This is a genomic window from Promicromonospora vindobonensis, from assembly GCF_042685865.1.
Taxonomy (GTDB): domain Bacteria; phylum Actinomycetota; class Actinomycetes; order Actinomycetales; family Cellulomonadaceae; genus Promicromonospora; species Promicromonospora vindobonensis.
In genome coordinates, this window is sequence record NZ_JBHUOG010000002.1 from 434,232 (window position 1) to 460,422 (window position 26,191).

Annotated in this window: 26 protein-coding genes and 1 riboswitch; of the genes, 23 read left to right on the forward strand and 3 right to left on the reverse strand. The window is 73.0% G+C overall.

What is annotated here, in order from left to right; genetic code table 11:
- The first annotated feature begins 35 nt into the window (after positions 1–35).
- The 11 genes from paaA to ACFS27_RS15225 all read left to right on the forward strand — a co-directional run bounded on the left by paaA (position 36) and on the right by ACFS27_RS15225 (position 11,875).
- A complete protein-coding gene (gene paaA / locus ACFS27_RS15175) occupies positions 36–1,058 on the forward strand; it encodes a 1,2-phenylacetyl-CoA epoxidase subunit PaaA (RefSeq protein WP_377184426.1) in 1,023 nt (340 codons plus the stop codon).
- Entirely contained in the window at positions 1,055–1,351 is a 297-nt protein-coding gene (gene paaB, locus ACFS27_RS15180; RefSeq protein WP_377184428.1) for a 1,2-phenylacetyl-CoA epoxidase subunit PaaB, read from the forward strand. The genes paaA and paaB overlap by 4 nt, the downstream gene beginning before the upstream one ends.
- 85 nt (positions 1,352–1,436) lie before the next feature.
- A complete protein-coding gene (paaC, locus tag ACFS27_RS15185) occupies positions 1,437–2,372 on the forward strand; it encodes a 1,2-phenylacetyl-CoA epoxidase subunit PaaC (protein ID WP_377184430.1) in 936 nt (311 codons plus the stop codon).
- Positions 2,369–2,890, forward strand: coding sequence for a 1,2-phenylacetyl-CoA epoxidase subunit PaaD (gene paaD, locus ACFS27_RS15190; protein WP_377184432.1), 522 nt, complete (start codon positions 2,369–2,371; stop codon positions 2,888–2,890). The genes paaC and paaD overlap by 4 nt, the downstream gene beginning before the upstream one ends.
- Position 2,891: 1 nt before the next feature.
- Complete coding sequence (paaE, locus tag ACFS27_RS15195; RefSeq protein ID WP_377184434.1) at positions 2,892–3,980, forward strand: 1,2-phenylacetyl-CoA epoxidase subunit PaaE; 1,089 nt, start codon at positions 2,892–2,894, stop codon at positions 3,978–3,980.
- A gap of 94 nt (positions 3,981–4,074) precedes the next feature.
- Positions 4,075–5,241 carry a thiolase family protein gene (locus ACFS27_RS15200; protein WP_377184436.1) on the forward strand — a complete coding sequence of 389 codons (1,167 nt, stop codon included), beginning with the start codon at positions 4,075–4,077 and terminating at the stop codon, positions 5,239–5,241.
- Positions 5,238–5,981, forward strand: a complete 744-nt coding sequence (locus ACFS27_RS15205) for an enoyl-CoA hydratase/isomerase family protein (protein ID WP_377184438.1) — start codon at positions 5,238–5,240, stop codon at positions 5,979–5,981. Before ACFS27_RS15200 ends, ACFS27_RS15205 begins: the two co-directional genes overlap by 4 nt.
- Positions 5,978–6,811, forward strand: coding sequence for a 3-hydroxyacyl-CoA dehydrogenase family protein (locus ACFS27_RS15210; RefSeq protein ID WP_377184440.1), 834 nt, complete (start codon positions 5,978–5,980; stop codon positions 6,809–6,811). The genes ACFS27_RS15205 and ACFS27_RS15210 overlap by 4 nt, the downstream gene beginning before the upstream one ends.
- A 43-nt stretch (positions 6,812–6,854) precedes the next feature.
- Positions 6,855–7,646: an enoyl-CoA hydratase/isomerase family protein gene (locus ACFS27_RS15215; RefSeq protein WP_377184442.1), complete on the forward strand. Its 792-nt coding sequence runs from the start codon at positions 6,855–6,857 to the stop codon at positions 7,644–7,646.
- A gap of 77 nt (positions 7,647–7,723) precedes the next feature.
- The gene (locus ACFS27_RS15220; protein ID WP_377184444.1) at positions 7,724–8,599 is read left to right on the forward strand and encodes an HAD family hydrolase; all 876 of its coding nucleotides are present in this window, start codon (positions 7,724–7,726) and stop codon (positions 8,597–8,599) included.
- Between the two features lie 348 nt (positions 8,600–8,947).
- On the forward strand, positions 8,948–11,875 hold the full coding sequence (locus ACFS27_RS15225; RefSeq protein WP_377184446.1) for a CARDB domain-containing protein: 2,928 nt from the start codon (positions 8,948–8,950) through the stop codon (positions 11,873–11,875).
- An 827-nt stretch (positions 11,876–12,702) separates the two neighbouring features.
- On the opposite strand, the gene thiE is transcribed toward ACFS27_RS15225, so the two are convergent.
- A complete protein-coding gene (gene thiE / locus ACFS27_RS15230) occupies positions 12,703–13,353 on the reverse strand; it encodes a thiamine phosphate synthase (protein WP_377184448.1) in 651 nt (216 codons plus the stop codon).
- A gap of 81 nt (positions 13,354–13,434) precedes the next feature.
- Positions 13,435–13,537, forward strand: a riboswitch (TPP riboswitch).
- Between thiE and thiO the strand changes: the two genes are divergently transcribed.
- The 4 genes from thiO to ACFS27_RS15250 all read left to right on the forward strand — a co-directional run bounded on the left by thiO (position 13,527) and on the right by ACFS27_RS15250 (position 17,024).
- Positions 13,527–14,717, forward strand: coding sequence for a glycine oxidase ThiO (gene thiO / locus ACFS27_RS15235; RefSeq protein ID WP_377184450.1), 1,191 nt, complete (start codon positions 13,527–13,529; stop codon positions 14,715–14,717). Its footprint overlaps the riboswitch before it by 11 nt.
- The gene (thiS, locus tag ACFS27_RS15240; protein ID WP_377184452.1) at positions 14,714–14,998 is read left to right on the forward strand and encodes a sulfur carrier protein ThiS; all 285 of its coding nucleotides are present in this window, start codon (positions 14,714–14,716) and stop codon (positions 14,996–14,998) included. The genes thiO and thiS overlap by 4 nt, the downstream gene beginning before the upstream one ends.
- 2 nt (positions 14,999–15,000) lie before the next feature.
- Positions 15,001–15,825 (forward strand): thiazole synthase, encoded by an 825-nt coding sequence (locus ACFS27_RS15245; RefSeq protein WP_377184454.1) that lies wholly within the window; start codon positions 15,001–15,003, stop codon positions 15,823–15,825.
- On the forward strand, positions 15,822–17,024 hold the full coding sequence (locus ACFS27_RS15250) for a ThiF family adenylyltransferase (RefSeq protein ID WP_377184456.1): 1,203 nt from the start codon (positions 15,822–15,824) through the stop codon (positions 17,022–17,024). Before ACFS27_RS15245 ends, ACFS27_RS15250 begins: the two co-directional genes overlap by 4 nt.
- Positions 17,025–17,040: 16 nt before the next feature.
- Here ACFS27_RS15250 and ACFS27_RS15255 read toward each other — a convergent pair whose 3' ends face one another.
- A complete protein-coding gene (locus ACFS27_RS15255; RefSeq protein WP_377184458.1) occupies positions 17,041–17,805 on the reverse strand; it encodes a hypothetical protein in 765 nt (254 codons plus the stop codon).
- A gap of 363 nt (positions 17,806–18,168) precedes the next feature.
- Between ACFS27_RS15255 and ACFS27_RS15260 the strand changes: the two genes are divergently transcribed.
- Both ACFS27_RS15260 and ACFS27_RS15265 read left to right on the forward strand, forming a co-directional pair.
- Positions 18,169–18,576: a DUF6766 family protein gene (locus tag ACFS27_RS15260; RefSeq protein WP_377184460.1), complete on the forward strand. Its 408-nt coding sequence runs from the start codon at positions 18,169–18,171 to the stop codon at positions 18,574–18,576.
- 186 nt (positions 18,577–18,762) lie between these two features.
- Entirely contained in the window at positions 18,763–19,209 is a 447-nt protein-coding gene (locus tag ACFS27_RS15265; protein ID WP_377184462.1) for a DUF4383 domain-containing protein, read from the forward strand.
- 103 nt (positions 19,210–19,312) lie between these two features.
- Here ACFS27_RS15265 and ACFS27_RS15270 read toward each other — a convergent pair whose 3' ends face one another.
- A complete protein-coding gene (locus ACFS27_RS15270; RefSeq protein WP_377184464.1) occupies positions 19,313–20,170 on the reverse strand; it encodes a UbiA family prenyltransferase in 858 nt (285 codons plus the stop codon).
- A 67-nt stretch (positions 20,171–20,237) separates the two neighbouring features.
- Between ACFS27_RS15270 and ACFS27_RS15275 the strand changes: the two genes are divergently transcribed.
- The 6 genes from ACFS27_RS15275 to ACFS27_RS15300 all read left to right on the forward strand — a co-directional run bounded on the left by ACFS27_RS15275 (position 20,238) and on the right by ACFS27_RS15300 (position 26,188).
- Positions 20,238–21,335: a type III polyketide synthase gene (locus tag ACFS27_RS15275; RefSeq protein ID WP_377184466.1), complete on the forward strand. Its 1,098-nt coding sequence runs from the start codon at positions 20,238–20,240 to the stop codon at positions 21,333–21,335.
- Positions 21,335–21,862 (forward strand): isoprenylcysteine carboxyl methyltransferase family protein, encoded by a 528-nt coding sequence (locus tag ACFS27_RS15280; RefSeq protein WP_377184468.1) that lies wholly within the window; start codon positions 21,335–21,337, stop codon positions 21,860–21,862. Before ACFS27_RS15275 ends, ACFS27_RS15280 begins: the two co-directional genes overlap by 1 nt.
- Before the next feature lie 5 nt (positions 21,863–21,867).
- Positions 21,868–22,983: an NAD(P)/FAD-dependent oxidoreductase gene (locus ACFS27_RS15285; protein WP_377184470.1), complete on the forward strand. Its 1,116-nt coding sequence runs from the start codon at positions 21,868–21,870 to the stop codon at positions 22,981–22,983.
- A gap of 92 nt (positions 22,984–23,075) precedes the next feature.
- Positions 23,076–23,603 carry an isopentenyl-diphosphate Delta-isomerase gene (gene idi / locus ACFS27_RS15290; protein ID WP_377184472.1) on the forward strand — a complete coding sequence of 176 codons (528 nt, stop codon included), beginning with the start codon at positions 23,076–23,078 and terminating at the stop codon, positions 23,601–23,603.
- 5 nt (positions 23,604–23,608) lie between these two features.
- The gene (locus ACFS27_RS15295; protein WP_377184474.1) at positions 23,609–24,958 is read left to right on the forward strand and encodes a TIGR01777 family oxidoreductase; all 1,350 of its coding nucleotides are present in this window, start codon (positions 23,609–23,611) and stop codon (positions 24,956–24,958) included.
- Positions 24,959–25,090: 132 nt separating this feature from the next.
- Entirely contained in the window at positions 25,091–26,188 is a 1,098-nt protein-coding gene (locus ACFS27_RS15300) for a mandelate racemase/muconate lactonizing enzyme family protein (RefSeq protein WP_377184476.1), read from the forward strand.
- The last annotated feature ends 3 nt before the right edge of the window (positions 26,189–26,191 follow it).

Below are 26,191 nucleotides of genomic sequence, written 5' to 3' on the forward strand. Positions count from 1 at the left end.
CGGTAAATAGCAGACGTCGCCCAGCGGAGGTACCCATGTCGGCAGTCGCCGAGCCAGCGCACGATGCCGAGCCCTGGCCGGAGCCGGAGGCGCAGCTCGAGGCGCGCTTCCAGGCCGTGATCGCCCGGAAGGACCGCATCGAGCCGCGCGACTGGATGCCGGAGGCCTACCGCAGGACCCTGGTGCGCCAGGTCGCCCAGCACGCCCACTCCGAGATCATCGGCATGCAGCCGGAGGGCAACTGGATCGGCAGGGCGCCGTCGCTGCGGCGCAAGGCCATCCTGCTGGCCAAGGTCCAGGACGAGGCAGGGCACGGCCTCTACCTCTACTCGGCGGCGGAGACGCTCGGCGTCTCCCGCCAGGAGCTCACCGAGATGCTGATCAGCGGGAGGCAGAAGTACTCCTCGATCTTCAACTATCCGACGCTCTCGTACGCCGACATGGGCACCATCGGCTGGCTGGTCGACGGCGCGGCCATCTGCAACCAGGTGCCCCTGTGCCGGACGTCGTTCGGGCCGTACGGCCGGGCCATGATCCGCATCTGCAAGGAGGAGTCGTTCCACCAGCGGCAGGGCTACGAGCTGCTGATGACGATGATGCGCGGCACCGACGAGCAGCGCGCCATGGTCCAGGAGTCCGTCGACCGGTTCTGGTGGCCGTCGCTGATGATGTTCGGCCCGCCCGACGACGCGTCGCCCAACACCGCGCAGTCCATGGCGTGGGGCGTCAAGACGCACACCAACGACGAGCTGCGCCAGCGCTTCGTCGACATGACGGTGCCACAGGCCGATGCGCTCGGCGTGACGCTCCCCGACCCCGACCTGGTCTGGAACGCGGAGCGCGGAGCGCACGACTTCGGGCAGCCGGACTGGGACGAGCTCTGGGCGGTCGTCAAGGGGAACGGTCCGTGCAACGCCCAGCGTGTGGCGCACCGCAAGCGAGCCTGGGACGAGGGCGCCTGGGTCCGTGCGGCGGCGCTCGCCTTCGCGAACGGCACGGGGATCGGCGCCGGCAACGGCATCCGTAGCGACGAGCACGACGGGACGGAGCAAGCATGACAGACCAGGTCCGCGGCGAGTGGCCGCTCTACGAGGTGTTCGTCCGCGGCAAGCGGGGCCTCAACCACGTCCATGTCGGGTCGCTGCACGCACCCGACGACCAGCTCGCGCTGCGGCATGCCCGCGACGTCTACACCCGCCGCAACGAGGGCGTGAGCATCTGGGTCGTGCGCTCCTCCGCGATCACGGCGTCCAGCCCGGACGAGAAGGACCCGCTGTTCGCCCCCAGCGGGGACAAGGTGTACCGGCACCCGACGTTCTACGACATCCCCGCCGACGTCCCGCACATGTAGCGCCACCTGGAAGAAACCACCTGGAAGAAACCACCTGGAAGAAACCACCCGGAAGAAGCCACCTGGAAGAAGGAAGGAGCACCGCATGCCCGACGTCCGTACCCACGAACCCGACGAGCACGACAACGCCTACGCGGGGCTGCTCGTCAACGACGCGCACTGGGCCTTCGGCACCGACTTCGAGGACCCGCTCGCCGGCGTGGACACCACGGTGCCCGACGGCGTCGACCCGGCGGCGCTGGCGACGTACTGCCTGATGCTCGGCGACGATGCCCTGGTGCTGTCCCAGCGGCTGGCCGAGTGGTGCAGCAACGCGCCGGACCTCGAGGAGGACATCGCGCTCTCCAACATCGCGCTCGACCTGCTCGGTCAGGCACGCCTGCTGCTCGCGCGGGCGGCCGCGGCAGACCCTGGCCAGGTCCCCGCGCTCCCGGAGGGCTCGCCGGTCCCGGACGAGGACCGGCTGGCGTACTTCCGCGACGACCTGCGGTTCCGCAACGTGCGGCTCGTGGAGCTCCCGGGCGGCGACTTCGCCCAGACCGTCGCCCGGATCCTGCTCTTCTCCACCTGGCGCCTCGCGCTCTGCGAGGAGCTGGCGCACAGCCGGGACGCCGTGCTCGCAGCGGTGGCCGCCAAGGCCGTCAAGGAGCTGACCTATCACCGGGACTTCGCCGGCCGCTGGTTCCTGACGCTCGCCCGTGGCACCGACGAGTCCCGGCGGCGGCTGCTCGCCGGGCTCGACACGCTCTGGCCGTACTGGACCGAGCTGTTCGAGACGCACGACGTCGAGCGCGAGACGGCCGAGGCCGGCGTCGGCGTCGACCCGGCGGGCCTCGCCGCCGACGTCGACGTGATCCTCGACCAGGTGCTGGTGGCGAGCGGAGTCACCCGGCCGACCGTGCCGCCGCTCGCGGGCGTACAGGGGCGCAAGGGTCGCGACGGCCGCCACACCGAGGCGCACAGCAGGATGCTCGCCGAGATGCAGGTGGTCGCCCGCGCCCACCCGATGGGGCACTGGTGACCGCCGCGCTCCGCCGGGACCGGACGCTCGACCGGGCGTGGGACGCCGCGTCCGCCGTCGTCGACCCGGAGCTGCCCATGCTCACGCTCGTCGACCTCGGCGTGCTGCGCGACATCGGCTTCGGGGACGACGGCGCGGTCGTCGCCGCGATCACCCCCACCTACTCGGGGTGTCCTGCGATGGCGACCATGCGCGACGACCTCGTGCGCGAGCTGCGGGCTGCGGGCTTCGCCGACGCGCGGGTACGGGTGGTCCTCGAACCTGCCTGGACCACCGACTGGATCACCCCCGCCGGGCGCGCGGCGCTCGCCGCCGCCGGGATCTCCCCGCCCGGGCGGGCCCCGGGCCGGACCGGGCCGGTGCCGCTGCGGCTCGTGCCGACGCGTCGTGCCGTGCGGTGCCCGCTGTGCGGGTCGGACGACGCCGTGGTCGGCTCGGAGTTCGGCTCCACCGCCTGCAAGGCGCTGTACCGCTGCCTGGCCTGCCTCGAGCCGTTCGAGCACCTGAAGGAGATCTGACGTGACCGCGACCCTGCCGGCCGGCGCCCGCGCCTCGCGCACGACGTTCCACACACTCACCGTGACCGACGTCGAGCGGCTCACCGACGACGCCGCCGCCGTGACGTTCGGGCTGCCCGCCGACCTGGCCGCCGTCTTCGACTTCGCCGCCGGCCAGTCGCTGACCCTGCGGCGCACCGTCGACGGCGTCGAGCACCGCCGCACCTACTCCATCTGCTCGCCCGCCGGCAGCGCACCGCGGATCGGCGTGCGCGAGATCCCCGACGGCATGTTCTCGTCCTGGCTGGTGCACGAGGTGCGACCCGGCGACCAGGTCGAGGTGCAGCCGCCGAGCGGCAGCTTCCGGGCCGACCCGGCCGAGGGCGGACGGCACCTGTGCATCGCGGCGGGCTCCGGCATCACGCCGATGCTCTCGATAGCCGCCACCGTGCTCGGCAACCCGGACGCGCAGGTGACGCTGCTCTACGGCAACCGGACCACCAGCTCGGTGATGTTCGCCGAGGAGCTGGCGGACCTCAAGAACGTCCACCACGAGCAGCTCGACCTGGTCCACGTGCTGTCCAGGGAGCCGCGCGACGTCGAGCTGTTCTCGGGCCGGCTCGACGGCGACCGGCTGCGCAAGCTGCTGACGCTCGTCGTCCCGCTCGGCGACATGGACCACGTGTGGCTCTGCGGGCCCTTCGGCATGCTGACGGAGGCCCGTGCCGTGCTGGACGAGCTCGGGGTCCCGGCCGAGCGGGTGCACGTGGAGCACTTCTACGTGGACGAGCCCCCGCCGGAGCTGCGGCACGCCGACCGGGTCGTCGAGGGGGCGACGAGCCAGGTGACGGTCGTCCTCGACGGCCGGTCGACGACCAGCGCGATGCCGCGGGACACGAGGCTCCTCGACGCCGCCCAGGAGGTCCGCGCCGACCTGCCCTTCGCGTGCAAGGGCGGGGTCTGCGGCACCTGCCGGGCGAAGGTGCGCGACGGCGAGGTCGACATGATGCGCAACTACGCTCTCGAACCGGAGGAGGTCGCCGCCGGCTTCGTCCTCACCTGCCAGAGCTACCCGGTCAGCTCCGAGGTCGTCGTCGACTACGACGCCTGACCTCACGAGCACCGACCACACGCAGCACCGACCACACGCAGCACCGACCCACGCAGCACCGACCACGCCGACGGCCCACCGAACCAGGAGCATCATGTCCGACGCCTTCATCCTCGACGGGGTGCGCACACCGATCGGCCGGTACGGCGGCGCCCTGGCCGCGCACCGGCCCGACGACCTCGCCGCGCTGGTCGTGCGCACCGTCGTCGAGCGCAGCGGCATCGACCCGGCAGACATCGACGAGGTGGTGCTCGGCGCCGCGAACCAGGCGGGGGAGGACAACCGGAACGTCGCCCGCATGGCGACGCTGCTCGCCGGGCTGCCGAGCAGCATCCCCGGGTTCACCGTCAACCGCCTCTGCGCCTCCGGGCTCACGGCGATCACCACCGCGCGCCAGATGATCGTCGCGGGTGACGCCGACGTCGTCGTCGCGGGCGGCGTCGAGTCGATGACCAGAGCGCCCTGGGTGACCGAGAAGCCGTCGCGCGCGTGGGCCAGACCCGGCCAGACCTGGGACACCTCCATCGGCTGGCGGTTCACCAACCCGGCGTTCGGCCCCGACACCACGCTGACCATGCCGCAGACCGCCGAGCGGGTCGCCGAGCGCTGGGGCCTGAGCCGCGAAGAGCTGGACGCCTTCGCGCTGCGTTCGCACCACCGTGCGCTGGACGCGCAGCGGAACGGTCGCTTCGACGCCGAGATCGTCCCCGTCGGCGACGTCAAGCAGGACGAAGGGCCGCGGGCGGACACGACAGCGGAGAAGCTCGCAGGCCTGCGCCCCCTGCACGGCCCGGGCGGCCGGGTCACGGCGGGCAACTCCAGCTCGCTCAACGACGGGGCCGCTGCCCTGGTCCTGGTCAGCGAGCGGTACGCGGAGGCCCACGACCTGCAACCGGCCGCCCGGGTGGTCGCGGGGGCGAACGCTGGCGTCCCGCCGGAGATCATGGGCATCGGTCCGGTGCCGGCAACCCGTAAGGCGCTCGACCGGGCCGGCTGGTCGGTCGGCGACCTGGACGCCGTCGAGCTCAACGAGGCGTTCGCCGCCCAGTCCCTCGCCTGCGTGCGGGACCTTGGCCTGGACGAGGACACGGTGAACGCCGACGGCGGGGCCATCGCCCTCGGCCATCCGCTCGGCAGCTCAGGGGCACGGATCACCGTCACCCTGCTGTCCCGGCTCGCTCGCACCGGCGGCCGGCGGGGCCTTGCCACGATGTGCGTCGGCGTCGGTCAGGGGTCCGCGCTCCTGCTGGAGCGACCGTGAGCGCGCCGCTCGTGGTCGAGGAGCACGACGACCGGGTGGTGCTGCGGCTGAACCGTCCCGAGGTCCGCAACGCGATCGACCGGGCCATGGTCGAGGCCCTGCACGACGCGTGCGCCGCCCTCGAGGCCGCGCCACGGGTGGCGATCCTGATCGGCTCCGGCGGCACGTTCGCAGCAGGCGCGGACATCGCCCAGCTGCGCGAGCGGCGCAGGGAGGACGCGCTCGCCGGCATCAACTCCGGCGTCTTCGACCGGATCCACCGGCTGCCGATGCCGACCGTCGCCCTCGTCGACGGGTACGCGCTCGGGGGCGGGGCGGAGCTCGCGTACGCGTGCGACTTCCGGATCGGTACCCCCGCGACCCGGATCGGCAACCCGGAGCCCGGCCTCGGCATCCTTGCCGCCGCGGGTGCCGCCTGGCGGCTGAAGGAGCTCGTCGGCGAGCCGCTGGCCAAGGAGGTGCTCCTGGCGGGGCGCGTGCTCGACGCCGACGAGGCGCTGGCGGTGCACCTGCTCAACGAGGTGGTCGAGGCCGAGGTCCTCGAGGCCGCCGGCCGGCGCCTGGCGGACCGCATCACCGCCCAGGCACCGCTCGCCGTGCGGCTCACCAAGTCGGTCCTCGACGCGCCGCGCGACGCGCATCCGCTGGTCGACAACGTCGCGCAGGCGGTGCTGTTCGAGACCCAGGACAAGACCGACCGGATGACGGCGTTCCTCGACCGCGGGAAGGAGAGGTCATGACCGGCAGCCTGGTCCCGCGGGCCGTGGGCGTGTACGGCGGCGGCCGGATGGGCAGCGGCATCGCGCACGCCTTCGCGGTGGTCGGCGCCGCCGTCACCGTCGTGGAGACCGACCCCGCCTCCGCGACGGCGGCGCGGGCGCGGATCGACGCGAGCCTCGCCCGGGCGGACGCCGAGGGCGTGCGGGCCGCTGGCACGTTCGACGTCGTGACCGATGCGGCGGCGCTCGCCGCCTGCCGGCTCGTGGTCGAGGCGGTGCCGGAGCTGGTCGACCTCAAGCACGACGTGCTGCGGGCGATCGCAGCGGCCGCGCCCTCCGCCGTGATCGGCAGCAACACGAGCTCGCTGTCGATCGACGGGCTGGCAGACGCTCTGCCGGACCCGTCCCGTCTGGTCGGCCTGCACTTCTTCAACCCGGTCCCGGTCAGCGCCCTGGTCGAGGTGGTGGTCGGCCCGCGGACGGCGCCCGGCCTGGTCGAGGACGCACGGGCCTGGGTCGCAGGCCTGGGCAAGGCGGCTATCACCGTCAGGGACTCGCCAGGCTTCGCGAGCAGCCGGCTCGGGGTGGCCATAGCGCTGGAGGCGGTGCGGATGCTGGAGGACGGCGTGGCCGACGCCGCCGACATCGACACGGCGATGACGCTGGGCTACCGGCACCCGGTGGGTCCGCTGCGCACCACCGACCTGGTCGGGCTCGACGTCCGGCTGCACATCGCCGAGCACCTGGAGCGCGAGCTGGGACCGCGGTTCGCACCGCCGCGGCTGCTCCGGGACAAGGTCGCGGCAGGTGAGCTGGGCCGCAAGACCGGGCAGGGTTTCTACACGTGGTGACGCCGAGCCGCCCGCTGGGGCGGCCCATTCCTCAGGAGGACCAATGACCGACAGCCCTGTCACCGTCGACCGCACGGCCGCGGTAGCGGCCATCACGCTGAACGACCTCGAGCACCGCAACGCGCTGACGGCCGCGGCCAAGGAGGCGTTGCGGGACGCCGTGGCGGAGGTGGCGGGCGACGAGCGGGTGCGCGCCGTCGTGCTCACCGGGTCGGCGAGGGCGTTCTGCCTCGGCCAGGACCTCGGCGAGCATGCGCGGGCCCTGACGGACGGGCCGGAGGCGGCGTTCGCCACGGTCCGCGAGCACTACACGCCGATCGTCCGGGACCTGCTGACCATGCCGAAGCCGGTGATCGCCGCCGTGGGCGGCACCTGTGTCGGCGCGGGGCTCGGCCTCGCACTGGCCTGCGACCACCGGGTCTTCGCGACCGGCGTCAAGCTGGCGACCGCGTTCGCAGGGATCGGGCTGACCTTCGACACCGGCCTTTCCGTCACGCTGCCGCGCGCGGTGGGGGACGCCAGGGCGAAGGAGCTGCTCCTGTTCGGCCGGACCTTCACCGCGGAGGAAGCCATCGGCTGGGGGATCTCCGGCGAGACGGTCGCCGCCGAGGAGGTGCTGCCCCGGGCGACGGCCCTCGCCCGGCAGCTCGCCGACGGGCCGACCGCCGCCTTCGCGCAGAGCAAGCGCCTGATCGAGCAGGCGCACGGCCTGAGCCTCGACGAGGCGCTCGAGGCCGAGGCGGTCGGGCAGACCAGGTGCGGCTCGACCAGCGATCACGCGGGAGCGGTCGCCGCGTTCCTGGACCGGCGGACGCCCGTCTTCACCGGGCGTTGAACCCCGCTCGGCCGGGTCAGGAGGAACCCGGTTCACGAAGTGCTGTGACATCCCGGTCCTCGGCGCGTCTGAGAGACATGACAGAAACGACCGGAACGACGTCGTCGACCACCACCGCCCCGCGGAGCGCACCTGCTCCCTCTCGGTCTCTTCCTGGGAGAGGCACCGCCACCAGGTCTCTCGTCGCGCTGGACATCGACGGCACGCTCCTCGGCGCGGACCGGGTCGTCCCCGCCGTGACGGTCGATGCGGTCCTGGACGCGCGGCGGTCCGGGCACCACGTGGTGCTCGCCTCCGGCCGGTCCCTCGTGGGGGTGCTCCCGGTCGCCCGCGCCCTGGGCTTCGACCAGGGCTGGGTCGTCGCCTCCAACGGCGCGGTGGTCGCCCGCGCCGGTGACGGCCTGCCCGACGGCTACCGGCTGGAGAAGATGCACACCTTCGACGTCGAACCGGTGATCCGCCTGGCCCGTGCCTTCATCCCGGGGATCCAGGTGGGGGTGGAGGAGATCGGCTGGGGCTACCGGGTCAACCGGCTCTTCGAGCGAGGGCTGGTGAACGGACAGCAACGCAGGGCGTCCGACACGGAGCTGTGGAACGTGCCCGCGCCACGCGTCATCCTCCGGGCGGAGGGAGCGCTGGCCCTCACGGAGCCGCTGCGAGACCTCGGCGTCACGGCGAGCCCCGCCGGGCCCGACTGGCTCGACGTCACGCCGAGGTACCTGAGCAAGGCGACGGCGCTCGAGCGCGTCCGCGAGCGCATCGGGGTGGACCCGCGTCAGACCGTGGCGGTGGGGGACGGGGTCAACGACCTGGAGATGCTCACCTGGGCCGCCCGTGGCGTCGCGATGGGCCATGCGCCCGCTGCCGTCATCGACGCGGCGGACGAGGTCACCGGGACGATCGAGGAGCACGGCGTCGTCGCGGTCCTGCGCGCGCTGGGCGGATCGAACTGACGTAGCCGTCGTGCTCGGCCACGAACGGCGGCCGCCGCGCCCCCTCGTCGACGGAAGTCCGCCAAGGGGGCGCGTAACTGGTCGAACCCCTTGACGCGGTCGTGGTGTGCTCGTAACGTCCATACAGAAGACTGCAAGAAAGTGACAGGCGCTGAGCACAAAGCAGTGCGCAGGCTGCAAGTCACTAACCTCGCCTCCGGGTGGCCGGTCTCATCTCCGATGGGTCGCCCCGGTGGCGCCGACCCGACCCACCCAGGACGTCGACGCGCACCCGCACGGTCGCGCCGTCGTCGGGCAGCGCAGCCCGGGGGTGGCCGAGCCCGCCCCGGCGGGAGAACGAGGACGTTCATGAGAATCCCCTGGAAGCACACGGTCGTGACGGGTGCCGCGGTGGCGCTCGTCGTGCCGCTCGGCGTGGTCGCCGTCGCGCACGCCGCCGACGCCACCAACCTCGCGCTCGGCAAGCCGATCGCTGCGTCATCGGTGACGCAGGCGTACGTCGCAGGCAACGCGAACGACGGGAGCACGAGCTCCTACTGGGAGGGCGGGGGCGGTCAGTACCCCGCGCACCTCACGGTCGACCTCGGTGAGCCGGCCGACGTCGAGCGCGTCGTCGTCACGCTGCCGCCTGCGGCGGTGTGGGCGGCCCGAACCCAGACGTTCAGCGTGCTGGGCCGGTCCGACGGCGAGTCGTCGTTCCGCACCCTCGAGGCCTCGGCCGACTACGGGTTCGACCCCGCGAGCGGCAACCAGGTCGAGATCCCGCTGGACGCGGAGGCCGACGAGATCCGCCTCGCGTTCAGCGCCAACACCGGCGCGGGCAACGGCCAGGTCGCCGAGCTCGAGGTCTACGGTGACCCGGCACCGAACCCGAACCTCACCGTCACCGCGGTGGCGACGTCTCCGGAGTCGCCGACGGCGACGACCCCCGTGACCCTCACGGCGACCGTCGAGAACACGGGCGACCGGGCGTCGTCGGGCACCGCGCTCGACGCGAAGGTCGGCGGCTCCACCGTCGGCTCGGCGGACGTCGCGGCCTTGCAGCCCGGCGCGAGCGCCCAGGTGGAGGTCGACGCGGGCACCCGCCCCGCTGGGGAGTACACGGTCGGCGCGGTCGTCGACCCGGCGGACACGGTTGCGGAGCAGGACGAGACCGACAACGCGTTCACGGCGCCGGCCAAGCTGGTCGTGGGTGCTGCGCCAGGACCGGACCTCGAGGTCGTCTCCGTGTCCGCGGACCCGGCCAACCCCGCCGTCGGCGCGGACGTGTCCTTCACGGTCCAGGTGCGCAACCGCGGCAACCAGCCGGCAGCGGCAGGCTCGGTGACGCGCGTCGAGGCCGGATCGAGCACGCTCGACGGCACGACGCCGGCGGTCCCCGCCGGCGAGACCGTCACCGTCACACCTGACGGGTCGTGGACCGCGACGAACGGCGGGGCCACCGTGACGGCGACCGCGGACGCCACCGACGTCGTCGACGAGACGAACGAGGACAACAACACCGGCACGCTCGCGGTGACCGTCGGCCGCGGCGCCGCCGTCCCGTACACGACCTACGAGGCAGAGGACGGTCGCTACACGGGCACGCTCCTGGAGACCGACCCGCTGCGGACGTTCGGGCACACCAACTTCGCCACCGAGTCGTCGGGCCGCGAGTCCGTGCGGCTGAACAGCACGGGCCAGCACGTGGAGCTCACGTCCACGAACCCGACGAACTCGATCGTCGTGCGCAGCTCGATCCCCGACGCGCCCGGCGGCGGTGGCCAGGACAAGACGATCAGCCTGTACGCCGACGGCGAGTTCGTGCAGAAGCTGACCCTCTCGTCGAAGCACTCGTGGCTGTACGGGACCACCGACGACCCGGAGGGCCTCACCAACACCCCTGGCGGTGACGCGCGCCGGCTCTTCGACGAGTCGCACGCGCTGCTCGACCGGTCGTTCTCCGCGGGCACGGTGTTCAGGCTCCAGCGCGACGCCGGCGACGACGCCGCGTTCTACGTCATCGACCTCGTCGAGCTGGAGCAGGTCGCGCCGCCCGCCTCGAAGCCTGCCCAGTGCACCTCCATCACCGAGTACGGCGCGGTCCCGAACGACGGGCAGGAGGACACCGCAGCGATCCAGGACGCCGTCACCGCCGACCAGAACGGCGAGATCGACTGCGTGTGGATCCCGGCGGGGCAGTGGCGCCAGGAGAAGAAGATCCTCACCGACGACCCGCTGAACCGTGGCACGCACAACCAGGTCGGGATCAGCGACGTCACGATCCGCGGCGCCGGCATGTGGCACTCGCAGCTCTACAGCCTCATCGAGCCCCACCTCGCCCCTGGCGTCATCAACCACCCGCACGAGGGCAACTTCGGGTTCGACATCGACGACAACGTCCAGATCTCCGACATCGCGATCTTCGGCTCCGGCAGGATCCGCGGCAACAACGGCCAGCAGGAGGGCGGCGTCGGCCTGAACGGCCGGTTCGGCAAGGACACGAAGATCAGCAACGTATGGATCGAGCACGCGAACGTCGCCGTCTGGGTCGGCCGCGACTACTCGAACATCCCCGAGCTGTGGGGCCCGGCCGACGGGCTGCAGCTCAGCGGGATGCGCATCCGCAACACCTACGCGGACGGCGTCAACTTCAGCAACGGCACCCGCAACTCCAGCGTGCTCAACTCGTCGCTGCGCAACACGGGCGACGACGCGCTCGCCGTCTGGGCCAACCCGTACGTCAAGGACCCGGCGGTCGACATCGGGCACGACAACACGTTCCGCAACAACACGGTGCAGCTGCCGTGGCGCGCCAACGGCATAGCGATCTACGGCGGCTACGACAACAGCATCGAGAACAACCTGATCTCGGACACGATGAACTACCCCGGCATCATGCTGGCGACCGACCACAGCCCGCTGCCGTTCTCGGGGACGACGCTCATCGCCAACAACGGCCTCCACCGCACCGGCGGGGCGTTCTGGAACGAGGACCAGGAGTTCGGCGCCATCACGATCTTCCCGCAGACGCACGACATCGTCGGGGTCACCATCCGCGACACGGACATCGTCGACTCCACCTACGACGGCATCCAGTTCAAGAACGGCGGCGGGAACATGCCCGACGTGCGCATCACGGACGTGCGCATCGACCGGTCGAACAACGGGTCCGGCATCCTCGCGATGGGCGGCGCTCGCGGCAATGCGATCCTCTCGAACGTGACCGTCACCAACTCCGGTGAGGGGGACATCGAGAAGGAGCCGGGTTCGACGTTCGTGTTCACCGGCGAGTAGGCGCGGTCGGCTCCAGGCAGGGTCGGCTCCACAGCCGAACCAGGGTTGGTGTCGTCATCCGGCAGGCGGATGGCGGCACCAACTCGCTGTCGACTCGCTGTCGACTCGCTGTCGACTCGCTGTCGACTCGCTGTCGACTCGCTGGTCGCTGGTCGCTGGTTGCTGGTTGCTGGTTGCTGGTTGCTGGTTGCTGGTTGCAGGTCACGGGTCACGGGTTGCGCCGAACCGCAAGTTGCTCGGCTCGGGCACGTCGAACCGCAAGTTGTTCGTGTTCAAGCGGCTAACTCACCGTCGAACCGCAAGTTGCTGGTCACCGGTCGCGCCGAACCGCAAGTCACGCGTCGATCAGGGCGCTGATCGACCATCAACATTCGGTTCGGCGTCGAGAAGGAAGCGGGACTTGCGGTTCGGCGCTCTTCAGACCGGCGGAGGACCGTCAACTTGCGGTTCGAGGTCCGTCAGACCGGCGGAGGACCGTCAACTTGCGGTTCGAGGTCCGTCAGACCGGCGGAGGACCGTCAACTTGCGGTTCGAGGTCCGTCAGACCGGCGGAGGACCGTCAACTTGCGGTTCGAGGTCCGTCAGACCGGCGGAGGACCGTCAACTTGCGGTTCGAGGTCCGTCAGACCGGCGGAGGACCATCAACTTGCGGTTCGGCGCTCTCCGACGAGGAGGCCGCGCTCGGCTGGGCCGAGCAGTGATCGTCGGCCCGGCGGTTCCACGATCGAGGTGCGCGCGCTGCAGACGGGCCCCCGAGTAGCGCGGTCGGCGCAGGCCCCCTCGGCGCAGGCCCCCTCAGCGCAGGCCCCCGTCAGCGCAGCCCCCCGTCAGCGCAGCCCTGCGTCGGTGACCCGGCGGCGCAGCTCGGCCGCCGCGGCCCGGGGGTCCGCGGCCTGAGTGATCGCACGGACGACGACGACGCGGCGGGCCCCGGCGTCGAGCACCTGGTCGAGGCGGGCGGCGTCGATCCCGCCGATGGCGAACCAGGGCGTGGCCGGCTCGCGGGCGGCGACGTCACGCAGCAGGTCCAGCCCGACGGCGGGGCGGCCCGGCTTGGTCGGTGTCGCCCACAGGGGTCCGACGCAGAAGTAGTCGACCCCCGGATCGGCCTCTGCGGCCAGCGCCTGGTCCAGGGAGTGGGTGGAGCGGCCGAGGACGGGGCTGTCGCCCAGCAGGGCCCGGACGGCGTGCGGCGGGAGGTCGCCCTGGCCCATGTGCACCGCCGGCGCACCGGTGAGCTGGGCGATGTCGGCGCGGTCGTTGACCGCCCAGAGCGCACCGTGCTCCGCGGCGACCCGGGCGACGAGTGCATGCAGCTCGACCTCGCGGGCCGCGTCCAGCGACTTGTCCCGGAGCTGGACGACGTCGACGCCGCCCTCCAGCGCCGCGTGCAGGAACGGTTCGAGGTCGTCCGTGTCCTGGCGGGCGTCCGTGCACAGGTACAGGTGGGCGTCGGCGAGGCGGTTTCGGGGGTCCACGAGCGCGAGTGTAGGCAGACGCCGGCCCGTGCCGTGCCTCCCGGTCCACCCGCCAGGCCGCCCCTCGGGCCGGGTTATGGTTGTCGCGTGCACGGGAGCCCCGCACGGGGCTGAGAGGGCGAGAGCGCCGACCGTCGAACCTGATCTGGGTCATGCCAGCGAAGGGAGAACATGTGAGCAGTCGTGTGTGCGACGTCCTCGTCATCGGCGGGGGCATCATCGGCCTGACCGCTGCCTGGCGTGCGCTGGAGGCCGGCGCGAGCGTCGTCGTCCTCGACCCGTCGCCCGGCGACGGCGCGACCCACGCCGCAGCGGGCATGCTCGCACCCGTCATGGAGGCAGGTTTCGGGGAAGCGGGCCAGGCCCGCCTCGGCACCGCCTCGCTCGCCCTCTGGCCGGCGTTCGCCGAGTCGCTCGAACGCGCGGCGGGACTGCCACCGGGCGCCGTCGGGCTGGAGACGACCGGGACGCTCGCGCTCGCCTACGACAGCGACGACCTGGTCGCGATGCGCCGCATGCTCGCCCTGCACAGCGAGTGGGATCTCGGCTCGGCGGAGATCCCGCCGGACGAGGCGCGGCACCGCGAGCCCGCCGTCGGGCAACGGGTGGCCGGCGCGGCATGGGTGCCCCGCGACCACCGGGTCGACCCCCGTGCGGTGCACCGGGCGCTGGCCGCCGTCGTCGCGGCGCGCGGCACCTTCGTCCGCCGCGCCGCGGTCTCGCTGACATGGGCAGACGGCGCGGTGGTCGGCGCGGTCGACGAGGCGGGCGCCGGGTACGCGGCAGGGACGGTGGTCCTGGCCGCCGGCCACGCCAGCGGGACCCTGTTCGCGGGCGCGCCCACCCGGCCGGTTCCCGGCACGACGCTGCGCCTCGATGCCGACGCCGACCGGTCGCCGGCGGTCGTGGTGCGCGGCACGGTCCAGGGGCGTCCGATCTACGCGGTGCCCCGCGCGCTGCGGGCCGACGGGCGGCGCCAGGTGGTCGTCGGTGCGACGTCGGACGAGCGCGAGGACGACCGTCTGACGCGCGCCGGCGACGTCTTCGCCCTGCTGCGTGACGCCCGCGCGCTCCTGCCAGGGCTCGACGACGCCGTCCTCGTGGAGACCACCACCCGTTCCCGGCCCGGCAGCCCGGACAACGCTCCGCTGCTCGGCCGGGCCGCCGAGGGCCTCTGCCTGGCCACCGGGCACCACCGCAACGGCATCCTGCTCACGGCGCTGACGGCGGCCGCCGTCGACCGGGTGCTGGGGGTGGCACCGGTCGGATCGCAGGCCGCGGAGGCCATCGAAGCCGCTCACCAGTTCGCGGACCCGCGCAGGTTCGCCGACACGTACAGCACGACTAGAGGAGGCACGGCATGAGCACCGCCCCGTCCACACAGCACCCGCACCCGGAGAACCCGGGGGCTCACCACGGGCCCGCAGGCACCGCCGTCGTCAACGGTGAGCCGTACCGGCTCGACGGCGAGCTGCCCGTCACCGACCTGGTTGCCCGCCTCCTGCCCGGTCTCGTGGTCGACGGCGCACCGCAGGGCGTCGCGGTGGCGCTGGACGACGCCGTCGTGCCGCGCGGCGCCTGGAGCACCACGACGGTCCGGCCGGGCGACCGTGTCGAGATCGTCACCGCGGTCCAGGGAGGCTGACCATGCAGGAGACACCACTCACCATCGCGGGCACGCAGCTCGGCTCACGACTGGTCATGGGCACGGGGGGAGCGGCGAGCCTGCTCGCCCTCGAGGACGCCCTCGTGGCGTCGGGCACCGAGCTGACCACCGTCGCGATGCGACGGGTGTCCCGGCCCCGCCCGTCGGGCGACCCGGCCGGCGCGGGGGACCCGTCGATCTGGGGCCTGCTCGCGCGCCTGGGCATCCGCGCCCTGCCGAACACCGCCGGCTGCTTCTCCGTGCGCGAGGCGGTGCTCACGGCGCAGCTCGCGCGGGAGGCGTGCGAGACCGACTGGATCAAGCTGGAGGTCATCGCCGACGACGTGACCCTGCTGCCCGACGCGATCGGTCTGGTCGAGGCGGCGAAGATCCTGGTCGACGACGGCTTCACCGTCCTGCCGTACACGAACGACGACCCGATCGTCGCGCGCAGGCTGGAGGACGTGGGCTGCGCGGCGGTCATGCCGCTCGGGTCGCCCATCGGCTCGGGGCTCGGTATCGCCAACCCGCGCAACATCGAGGCGATCGCCGCGGCGTCGGCGGTGCCGGTGATCCTGGACGCGGGCATCGGCACGGCCTCTGATGCCGCACTGGCGATGGAGCTCGGGTGCGACGCCGTGCTGCTCGCGACCGCCGTGACGCGCGCCGCCGACCCGGTGCGCATGGCCCGTGCCATGCGGCTCGCCGTCGAGGCGGGGTACGACGCCGCGCACGCCGGCCGGTCACCGCGCCGGGAGCGGGCGCTGGCGTCGTCCCCTGCCGACGGGCTGGTGCGCGTCGGCGACAACCTGGACCTGGCCCTGTGACCGCGCTGCCGCCGTTGGTCGAGACCGGTCGGGAGCTCGGCCGTGACGAGCTCGCGCGATACGCCCGGCACCTCGTGCTGCCCGGCGTGGGCCCGGCGGGCCAGCGCCGGCTGGCGAACGCGCGTGTGCTGGTGGTGGGAGCCGGCGGCCTCGGCAGCCCGATCCTGCTCTACCTCGCCGCTGCGGGCGTCGGCACGCTGGGGATCGTGGACGACGACGTCGTCGAGACGTCCAACCTCCAGCGTCAGGTGATCCACGGGGTCTCGGACCTGGGGCTGCCCAAGACGGCGTCGGCGCTGGCGGCGGTCGCGGAGGTGAACCCGCATGTCGAGGTGGTCGAGCACCGTGCGCGGCTGACGACGGCGAACGCGCTCGACGTGCTGTCCGGCTACGACCTGGTGCTCGACGGGACCGACGCCTTCGCCACGCGCTATCTCGTGTCGGACGCCGCCGAGGTGCTGGGCATCCCGTGCGTCTGGGGGGCGATCTACCGGTTCACCGGGCAAGTCGCGACGTTCTGGGGCCCGGCGGGGGCCCCGGACGGCGTCGACGGGGTGACCTACCGGGACGTGTTCCCGGTCCCGCCGCCGCCAGGGGCCTCGCCGGACTGTGCGGCGGGTGGTGTCCTCGGCGCGATGTGCGGCACCGTCGGCTCGGTCATGGCGACAGAGGCGATCAAGCTCATCACCGGGGCGGGGGACACCCTGCTCGGGCGCCTGGCCGTGTACGACGCGCTGGCGTGCACGTGGCGGCAGCTCACCGTGCGCCCCGACCCGGCGAGGGAACCGGTCACGGCGCTGCTGACGGGTACCGGCGACGCCGACCCGTACGTGGCGTTCTGCGGGCTGCCGCCGGCGGACGGCGCAACGGTCACTGCCGCGGAGCTGGCAGCGCTGCGCTCCGACGGGTCCGAGCCTGTCGTGCTCGACGTGCGCGAGCCGTGGGAGGTCGAGCTCGCCGCCCTGCCCGGGGCCAGGGGGGTTCCGTCGGGCACCTTCGTGGGCGACGGCGCGGCCGGGGCCGTGGACGAGGTGGCCGCATGGGCCGGTGGCCGACCGGTGCACGTGCTGTGCAAGTCGGGGGCCCGGTCCGCGCGCGTGGCCCGGCGGCTGCGCGACGCGGGGGTCGACGCCCGGTCGGTCGAGGGCGGGATCCTGGCCTGGGCGCAGGAGGTGGACGGGACGATGCCCGCTTACTGACCCACCAGCCCGCGCGTCAGGGCAGGAGGGTCTTCTGCGCGGCGGCCCACGCGTCCGGGCTCGCGACGTGGCTCGAGTGCCCGGCGGCCAGCACGGTGCGGAGCTCGGCGAGGTGCTCGGTGTCGGGGGCGAGCCCGAGTCCGTCGAGGATCGTGCGGGCAGGGCCGGGCTCGAGGTCGCCGAAGTAGTCGTGATAGCTCCTCAGGAGCCCACGGAAGACCGCCGGCTGGAGCGCCTCGACCGAGGCAGCTGCCTCGTAGGCCCGCATCTTGACACCCCAGCGGACGGGACCGGAGGCCGTCAGGACCCGGTCTGCCCGACGGAGGAACCGGTCGTCGACGCTGCCTGCCTCCAGCCGCTCGACGTCCTGGCCGAGCAGGGCGACGAACGCCTCCTCGGAGGTGTCGGTGCACTCGAACCAGGTGTACCAGAGCGACTGGGTGACCTGTTCGCTGACCTGCGGCGCCTCCAGCCGGGTCCGGTATCCGTCCCAGAGCTCCGCCGGAGGCCGTTCGCGGGAGCTGCCGCAGTACGGGAAGTGCATCTCCTGCGTGGTCCAGTACTCGTCGAGCAGGTCGATCAGGCCGAACGCGATGCGGAACCGCATCGCGACCTCGAGGTCGGCGTCGTCGAACACCCAGCTCGAGTAGTCGAGCGCGACGTCGTTGGCGCTCAGCTCCGACCCGAGATCGTCGTCGACCCACGTCAGGTCTCCGGTCTGGCGAACCTTCGCCCGCGCAAGCCACGATCGGGCGGTCTCGGCATCAGCCGTCGTGCTCATCTCGGTACCTCTCGGCCGCACCTTGTGACCCGTGATCAAGACCAGGGGCTTCGCGCCGGTCGCCGCAAGGTGTGGGATCTCGTCGTGCCGCATCCCGGTGGGATCTCGTAGGGAGCGGCGGTTCGCGGTCCCGATGGTATCCGACGGGAGAGCGAGGCGTCGTGACGGGTGCGCCGGACCGTACGTCGGACCCGCCGACCGCGCAGAGGCCCCTCAGGACGCAGCGGTTCCCCGTGCGAGCCGTCTCGGTCCGTCCTACCGTGACCAGGAGAGACGTCTTCGGACGTCCCCGGCGCGGGCCTCAAGGAGCGGGACTCTCAGGCGCCGAGCGGCGCGTTGCCGGCCGCTCGAAGGGAGGCCTCCATGAGCGAGAGCGCTGCTGATGAAGAGAAGTCCCGTCCGCGGTTCCACCGCGCGTACTCGTTCGGGATCGTGACCGCCGGGTTCTTCCTCGTGTCGTGGATCGGCCAGTTCGTGTTCCAGGCCATCGCCGTCCGGAACGAGGCGGCCCAGCACGGGTCGCCGTTCAGCTGGGCCGATTTCTATCCTCAGTTCCTGGCCTCCACGTTCGAGAACTGGCAGTCGGAGTTCCTCCAGCTGGTGTGGCAGGCGGCCGGCCTGATGCTGTTCTACTTCTGGGGCTCGTCCCAGTCCCGCGAGGGTGAGGAGCGCGTCGAGGCCAAGATCGACGCCCTCCTGGAGGACCGCGGCATCGACCCGTCGGGGATGGACCGTGACGTGCGGGCCCGCGCGGACGGCAAGGGTTCCTGACCGCACTCGCCACCCGGCACCCGGCCACTCCCGTCCGGTCCCGGCACATCCACTTTCGGCACATCCACTTCCGGCACATCCATTTCCGGCACTGCTCCGAACACCCTGTACGACCCGTGCCGCGACCGAGCGGCTCGGCTCGACCGTGAGCCGTACGTGCATGACAACACCGAATGGAGAAGCATCATGACGCAGTCCACGTCCTCGACGGCCACCCGGGCGCCGTTTCAGCGGCTCGCCCTCGTCATAGGCGCCGTCTACCTCCTGGTAGGTATCGCCGGGTTCTTCGTGACCGGGTTCGACGGCTTCGCCGAGCACGACCACGACCAGACCCTGCTCGGTTTCGCGATCAACCCGCTGCACAACATCGTGCACCTCCTGATCGGGATCCTGGGGCTGACCATGTGGTCCACCCCCGGCAGGGCACGGACGTTCGGCTGGCTGCTCGTCGTCGGGTACGGCGCGGCCTTCGTGTACGGCCTGTTCGCGGTCAACAATCCGGACATCAACATCCTGAACATCAACATGGCGGACAACTGGCTGCACATCCTGAGCGTCGCGGCAGGCCTGGCCATCGCGCTCTGGCCCCGCAAGCACGTCGACGCCCCGGGCGGCGCGCAGCGGCAGCACTGATCCGCCCCGTTCCGTCCTCGTGCGCGTGTACCCCAGGGATCGGGCCCGAACTCGGCGTGAGTCCGGGCCCGATCGCTGGGTAGAACGCACACGGTGGTCCCGGTCACCGGGGAACCGCGATATCGGCAGCGGCAAGGCCAAGCAGGACCACGCAGAGCACGGCGACCCCCAGGCTGAGGCCGAACGGCGCGCGGCTGTGCGGCCGGGCCACGGTGCTGACACCTGCGGCGAGGGCCAGGCCGACGGCGGCCGCGCCACCGATCCAGGCAACGGGGCCCGGGGGGCCGGCGGGGCCGGCGACCACCACGGCGACGGCGGCCACGAGCAGGCCAGGGGCGAGCACGCCGGACGCCCGGCGACCGAGCCGGTGCGGCAGCCCGCGCACGCCCGTCGACGCGTCGTCCTCGAGGTCGGGCAGGGTGTTCGCGACGTGTGCGCCGACGCCCAGCAGTGCCGCCGCTGCCACCGCCCAGCCGGCCGGGACCCGATCTCCCGGCGCCGCGAGCACCACGGCGACGGCCAGCAGCGCGAACGAGAGCGCATAGGGCAGCCATGACCAGACGGTCTGCTTGAGCCGGGCGTTGTACGCCCACGCGCCGGCCACCGCCACGAGGTGGGCGGCCCCGGGGGCGAGCCCCAGAGCGAGCGACGCGAGGACGCACACGGCGAGTGCCACGAGGGCGGCGAGGCGCAGGGTGCGGGCGGTGACGAGCCCTGCGACGACCGGCTTGTCGGTACGGCCGACGGCGACGTCGCGTGCGGCGTCGATCCAGTCGTTGGACCATCCGACGGAGAGCTGGCCGGTCCCGACCGCAACGGTGACCAGCGTGACGGTGACCCATCCGGAGCCCAGGGCCGCTGCGAGGGCACCGGCCAGGCCGGTCACGACGGCTGCCGGAGCTGCATGGCTCGCGCGCACGAGCCCACGGGCCAGCCTGCGGGTTTCCTGGCCGGGCGTCATGGGCGGAACGCTAGTCGTGGCATGTTCTCCCCGCGCGGGCGGACCGGTCCTGGGTCACGATGCGTAGATGTCGCGCGTCGTGGCGGTCGAGCCGGTCCTGCCGGGGAACGGGTATGCCCAGGAGGCGATCACGGAGGTCGTGGGGCCCCTGGTGGCGCCGGACCCGGCACGTACCGCGCTGCTGCGCCGCCTGCACGCGAACGCCGGCGTGCGCCGCCGCCACCTGGTGCTGCCGCTCGAGGAGTACGGGGGACTGCGCTCCCTCGGCGCCACCAACGCCGTCTTCGTGCGCGAGGGTGCCGTGCTGGCCGAGGAGGCGTCCCGGCGCGCGCTGGCCGCCGCGGGGCTCGAGCCGGGCGACGTCGACCACGTGTTCGCGACCTCGGTGACCGGGGTGGCCGCGCCGTCCCTGGACGTGCTGCTCGCCGAGCGCCTCGGTCTGCGGAGCGGGGTGCGGCGCACGCCGTCGTTCGGTCTCGGCTGCGCCGGGGGCGCCGGAGGGCTCGCGCGCGTGCACGACCATCTGCGGGGCCGGCCGGGCGACGTGTCGCTCCTGGTGTCCGTCGAGCTGTGCTCCTTGACGCTCCAGCACGGCGACGACTCCACGGCCAACATGGTGGCCTCCGGTCTGTTCGGTGACGGTGCGGCGGCCGTCGTCGTCGTGGGTGCGGGCCATCCGCTGGCGCAGCCGCGGTCGACAGGTGGGGGCAGGCAGCGCCGTACGGCCCGGGTCGTCGACACCCGCTCGCGGCTGTACCCAGGGACCACTGCCGCGCTCGGCTGGGAGGTGCGCGACACCGGGTTCGCGATAGTGCTCTCCGCCGGGCTGCCGGACCTCCTGCGCGCGCACCTGCTCGCCGACGTGAAGGATCTGCTCGCCGAGCACGACATCACCCCGGCCGAGGTGCCCACCTGGGTGGTGCACGCGGGCGGGCCACGGGTGATCGACGCCGTGCGGGACGCCCTCGGGCTGTCCGAGCACGCCGTCCGGGAGAGCCGGGCGAGCCTCGCCGCCGCCGGCAACCTGTCGTCCGCGTCGGTCCTCGACGTCCTGGCCAGGACCCTCGCGCGTTCCGAAGCCCCGTCCGGTTCGCTCGCCGTGCTCATGGCCTTCGGCCCGGGCGTGTCGTGCGAGCTCGTCCTGCTGCAGCTGGAGGGCCGCTGATGCTCTGGCTCTATGTCGCACTCGTCGGTGCCACGGCGGTCGAGCGCCTCGCCGAGCTCGTCGTGTCGACCCGCAACGCCCGCTGGTCGTTCGCCCGCGGCGGTGTCGAGACCGGGCAGGGGCACTTCCCCGCGATGGTCGTCCTGCACAGCGGGCTCCTCGTGGCGTGCGTCGCCGAGGCGGTGCTCGCCGACCGGCCGTTCCTGCCGTGGCTCGGCTGGCCGATGCTCGTCCTCGTGCTGGCGAGCCAGGCGCTGCGGTGGTGGTGCGTGGCCACGCTGGGGCACCGCTGGAACACCCGCATCATCGTGGTCCCCGGCCTGCCGCTCGTGTCCGCCGGCCCGTACCGGTGGGTGCGGCACCCCAACTACGTGGCCGTGGTGCTCGAGGGCGTCGCGCTGCCGCTGGTCCACACCTCCTGGGTCACGGCCCTGGTGTTCACGGCGCTGAACCTGGTGCTGCTCGCCCGCTTCCGCATCCCGGCGGAGGAACGGGCGCTCCAGCCGGCCGCACGCGGGGCGCGGTGAGCAGGATGGCCGACGGCAGAGGCTTGCGGGACGCGGACGTCGTGGTGGTGGGCGCAGGGCCGGTCGGGCTCGCGGCGGCGGTGCACGCACGGGCCGCCGGGCTCGACGTGCTGGTCGTCGACCGGAGAACCGGCACCCTCGACAAGGCCTGCGGAGAAGGGCTCCTCCCCGGCGCGTTGCGGGCCGTGCAGGCGCTCGGCGCCGACCCGCCGGGCCATCCGCTGACCGGGATCAGCTACCGGGCACCTGGCCGGCACGCCGACCACCGGTTCGTCACCGGGCCGGGCCGAGGGGTCCGGCGCACCGCGCTGCACGTGGCGCTGGGGGAGCGCGCCGCCGCCGTCGGCGCACCGCTCCTGTACGGGCGGGTCACGGCCCTGCGGCAGGACGCGGCGGGTGTCGAGGTCGAGGTGGTGCCCGGATCGCGGGCCGGCGAGACCGGCGAGGAGCGGGCACCGGTCAGGCTCCGTGCCGGCTGGGTGCTCGGGTGCGACGGCCTGCACTCCATGGTCCGGCGGCTCGCGGGGCTGGACGCCGGGACCGGGCAGCGCGGTGGGCGGCCGGTGCCGAACCGGTACGGGCTGCGCAGGCACTTCGAGGTCGCACCGTGGAGCGACCTCGTCGAGGTGCACTGGTCGCCGCATGCCGAGGCCTACGTGACGCCCGTCGCCACCGGCGTCGTCGGCGTCGCGCTGCTCGGGCCCCGAGCCGTGTCCGGCGCGGGGTTCGACGACCTGCTGCGTACCCAGTTCCCCGAGCTGAGCGCGCGGCTCGCGCCCGCGACGAGCGCCGGGCGGTTGCTCGGGGCCGGTCCGCTGCGGCGCCGGTCGCGGCGGCGGTCCGCCGGGCGCGTGCGGCTCGTCGGGGACGCCTCCGGCTACGTCGACGCGCTGACCGGTGAGGGTGTCCGGGTCGGGCTCGCCCAGGCGGACGCAGCGGTCCGCCACCTTGCTGACGCCGACGCGTACGAGCGCGCGTGGCGGGCGGTGACGCGGGACTACCGTGCGCTCACCACGGGGCTGCTCGCCTGGGCCTCGAGCCCCGCCCGCAGGGCTATCGTGCCGGCGGCGTCGCGAGCGCCGTGGCTCTACGGCGCCGTCGTGGAGCGGCTGGCCCGCTGATCCCCGCCGGACGATGCCGCTTCCAGGGCTGGGCTGAATGCCTGCTGTGCCGGAAGATGGCCCGGGCTGGCCACATCGATGGAGGAGGACAGATGACGACGGAGAGAGTCGTCCTGCTGGACGAGGACCGTACGCCGATCGGCTCGGAGCTCAAGAGCGTCGTGCACTCGGAGAGCACGCCGCTGCACCTGGCGTTCTCGTGCCACGTGCTGAACGCAGCGGGTCAGGTGCTGGTCACCCGCCGTGCCCTGGGCAAACGCGCCTGGCCCGGTGTCTGGACCAACTCCGTCTGCGGTCATCCGCAGCCGGGCGAGGCGATGGAGGACGCCGTCGTCCGACGCGGCGAGGACGAGCTGGGCCTGTCCCTGCACAGCATCCGCGTCGTGCTGCCCGAGTTCCGGTATCGCGCCGTCGACGCCACGGGAGTCGTGGAGAACGAGGTGTGCCCCGTCTACCTGGCCGTGACCGACGAGGAGCCCCTGCCGAACCCCGACGAGGTCATGGAGGCCCGGTGGACCGACCCCGGTCCGCTGGGGGACGCGCTCCGCGCAGCACCCTGGGCGTTCTCCCCGTGGTTCGTGAGCCAGGCACGGGACCTGGCGCTCTACGCGGTGTCATGACCCCGGTGAGGCCCCAGACCTGGTCGAGCGTCGTCGGGCTGCCCCGGTCCGACGTCTTCGCCTGGCACGAACGCCCCGGCGCGGTCACGCGGCTGACGCCACCGTGGCTGCCCGTGCGGATCGTCCGGGAGGCGACGTCGCTGGCGGACGGCGAGGCGGTGCTGGGCTTTCCGCTCGGCCTGCGGTGGGTCGCCCGGCACTCGGCGTGCGTTCCGCCGGCCCGGTTCGTCGACGAGCTGGTCTCCGCGCCGCTGCGGTGGGGCATCCGATGGCGGCACACGCACGAGTTCCAGGACGAGGGGCCGTGGACCCGCGTCACCGACCGGGTGGAGACCACAGTGCCCCCGGCCCTGCTGCGAGCGATGTTCGCCTACCGGCACCGGCAGCTCGGCATGGACCTGGCGGCACAGGCGACCGCCCGGAACAGCGGCGACCGGCCCATGGTGGTCGCGATGACCGGAAGCCGCGGGCTGGTCGGCAGCGCCCTGGTGCCGTTCCTGACCACCGCGGGCCACCGCGTGGTGCGGCTGGTGCGCGGGCGACCGGGCGGGCCCGACGAGCGGCACTGGGACCCGGACGCGCCTGCGGACGACCTGCTGCGCGGGGTGGACGCGGTGGTGCACCTCGCCGGTGCGTCGATAGCGGGCCGGTTCACCGAGAAGCACCGCACCGCGGTCCGCGGCTCCCGGATCGGACCCACCCGAGCGCTCGCCGAGCTCGCCGGGCGCACCGGCGACGGGCCGAAGGTCTTCGTCTGTGCCTCGGCGATCGGGTACTACGGTGCGGACCGCGGCGACGAGGTGCTCGACGAGACCAGCGCCCGGGGTGACGGCTTCCTCGCCGACGTCGTCGCCGACTGGGAACAGGCGACCGCCGGCGCTGCGCAGGCCGGGCTCCGCGTGGTCAACGTCCGCACCGGGCTGGTGCAGTCGCCACGCGGTGGCACGCTACGGCTCTTCTACCCCCTGTTCGCCACCGGGCTCGGCGGCCGGCTCGGTGACGGCAGGATGTGGCAGTCCTGGATCGGCATCGACGACCTCGTGGACGTCTACCACCGGGCCCTCTACGACAGCGCGCTGTCCGGCCCCGTCAACGCCGTGGCACCCGGAGCGGTCCGCAACACCGAGTACACCGCGACCCTGGCCGGTGTGCTGCACCGGCCGGCGGTGCTGCCGGTGCCGAGCCTGGGGCCGCGGCTCCTGCTCGGCCGTGCCGGGGCGGACGAGCTCGCCGAGGCCAGCCAGCGCGTCTTCCCCGCGGCCCTGCTCGCGACGGGGCACCGGTTCAGGCACCCGACGCTCGAGCCGGCCCTCCGCCACCTGCTGGGCAGGGACCGGACCGGCGCACACGGTTGACGCTGGGTGCTCGAATCGATTGAATGTCGCCTGGCAGAGTTCAGTTTCCACGGTACGGAAGCATGGCTCTAGCGGAACTGGGCAGAACTGGGCAGAACTGAGCGGAACTGGGCTGCACGCCCGGGAGGACGCATGAGAATCGAGTCGGTCGAGTCGCTCGTCCGGGACAACATCGTCGTCGTGCGGGTCCGGACGGACGACGGCGTGGTCGGCATCGGGCAGTCCGCGCCGTACCAGGCCGAGACCACCGCGCACGTGCTGCACGCCGTGGTGGCCCGGTTCTTCCTCGGCCGCGACCCCTGGGACGTGGAGGCCCTGGTCGACGGATGCCTGCGCGAGACCTACAAGTTCCCGTCGAGCTTCATCCTGCGGGCACTGGCGGGCGTGGACACCGCGTGCTGGGACATCCTGGGCAAGTCGGCAGGGGTCCCGGTGTACAAGCTCCTCGGTGGCCAGGCCAGGCCGCGGGTGCCCGTGTACGCGTCGAGCATGCTGCGGTCGACATCGCCGGCACAGGAGGCCGACCGGCTCGCCGCCCTGGTGCAGGAGCACGGGTTCGGCGGCGTGAAGATCCGCGTGGGCGATGCGATGGGGCGTGACACCGACGCCGCCCCCGGCCGCACGGAGGAGCTCGTCCCGCTCATGCGCCAGGTGCTGGGTCCCGACGTCGCGATCAGTGCCGACGCGAACGGTGGGTACTCGCCCGGTCGAGCGGTGCAGGTGGGACGTCTGCTCGAGGAGCACGGCTACTTCCACTTCGAGGAGCCGGTGCCCTTCGGCGACGTCGAGCAGCTGGTCCGGGTGACCGCCGCGCTCGACATCCCGGTGTCGGGCGGGGAGCAGGACACCCTGCTCCCGCAGTTCCACCGGCTCCTGACCACCGGTGCCGTGGACATCATCCAGCCGGACATCGGCTACCTCGGCGGTGTCTCCCGTGCGCGGAAGGTCGCCGTGCTGGCCGAGGCGGTGGGGCTGCCCTGCACCCCGCACTGCGCGAACGACTCGCTGCTCCAGGTCTTCTCGCTGCATCTGGCGGCGGCAGCGCCTGCGTGCTTCCAGCGCCAGGAGTGGAGCATCGAGGACACGCCGTGGACCCGGCACCTCTACGGGCCGATGCCGCAGGTCCACGACGGCCAGGTAGCGCTCCCCACGGAGCCGGGCTGGGGCATCGAGCTGCACCCGGAGTTCCTGCGCGACGCGACCGTCACCACGTCGGGGGGCCCTGGGTAGCCG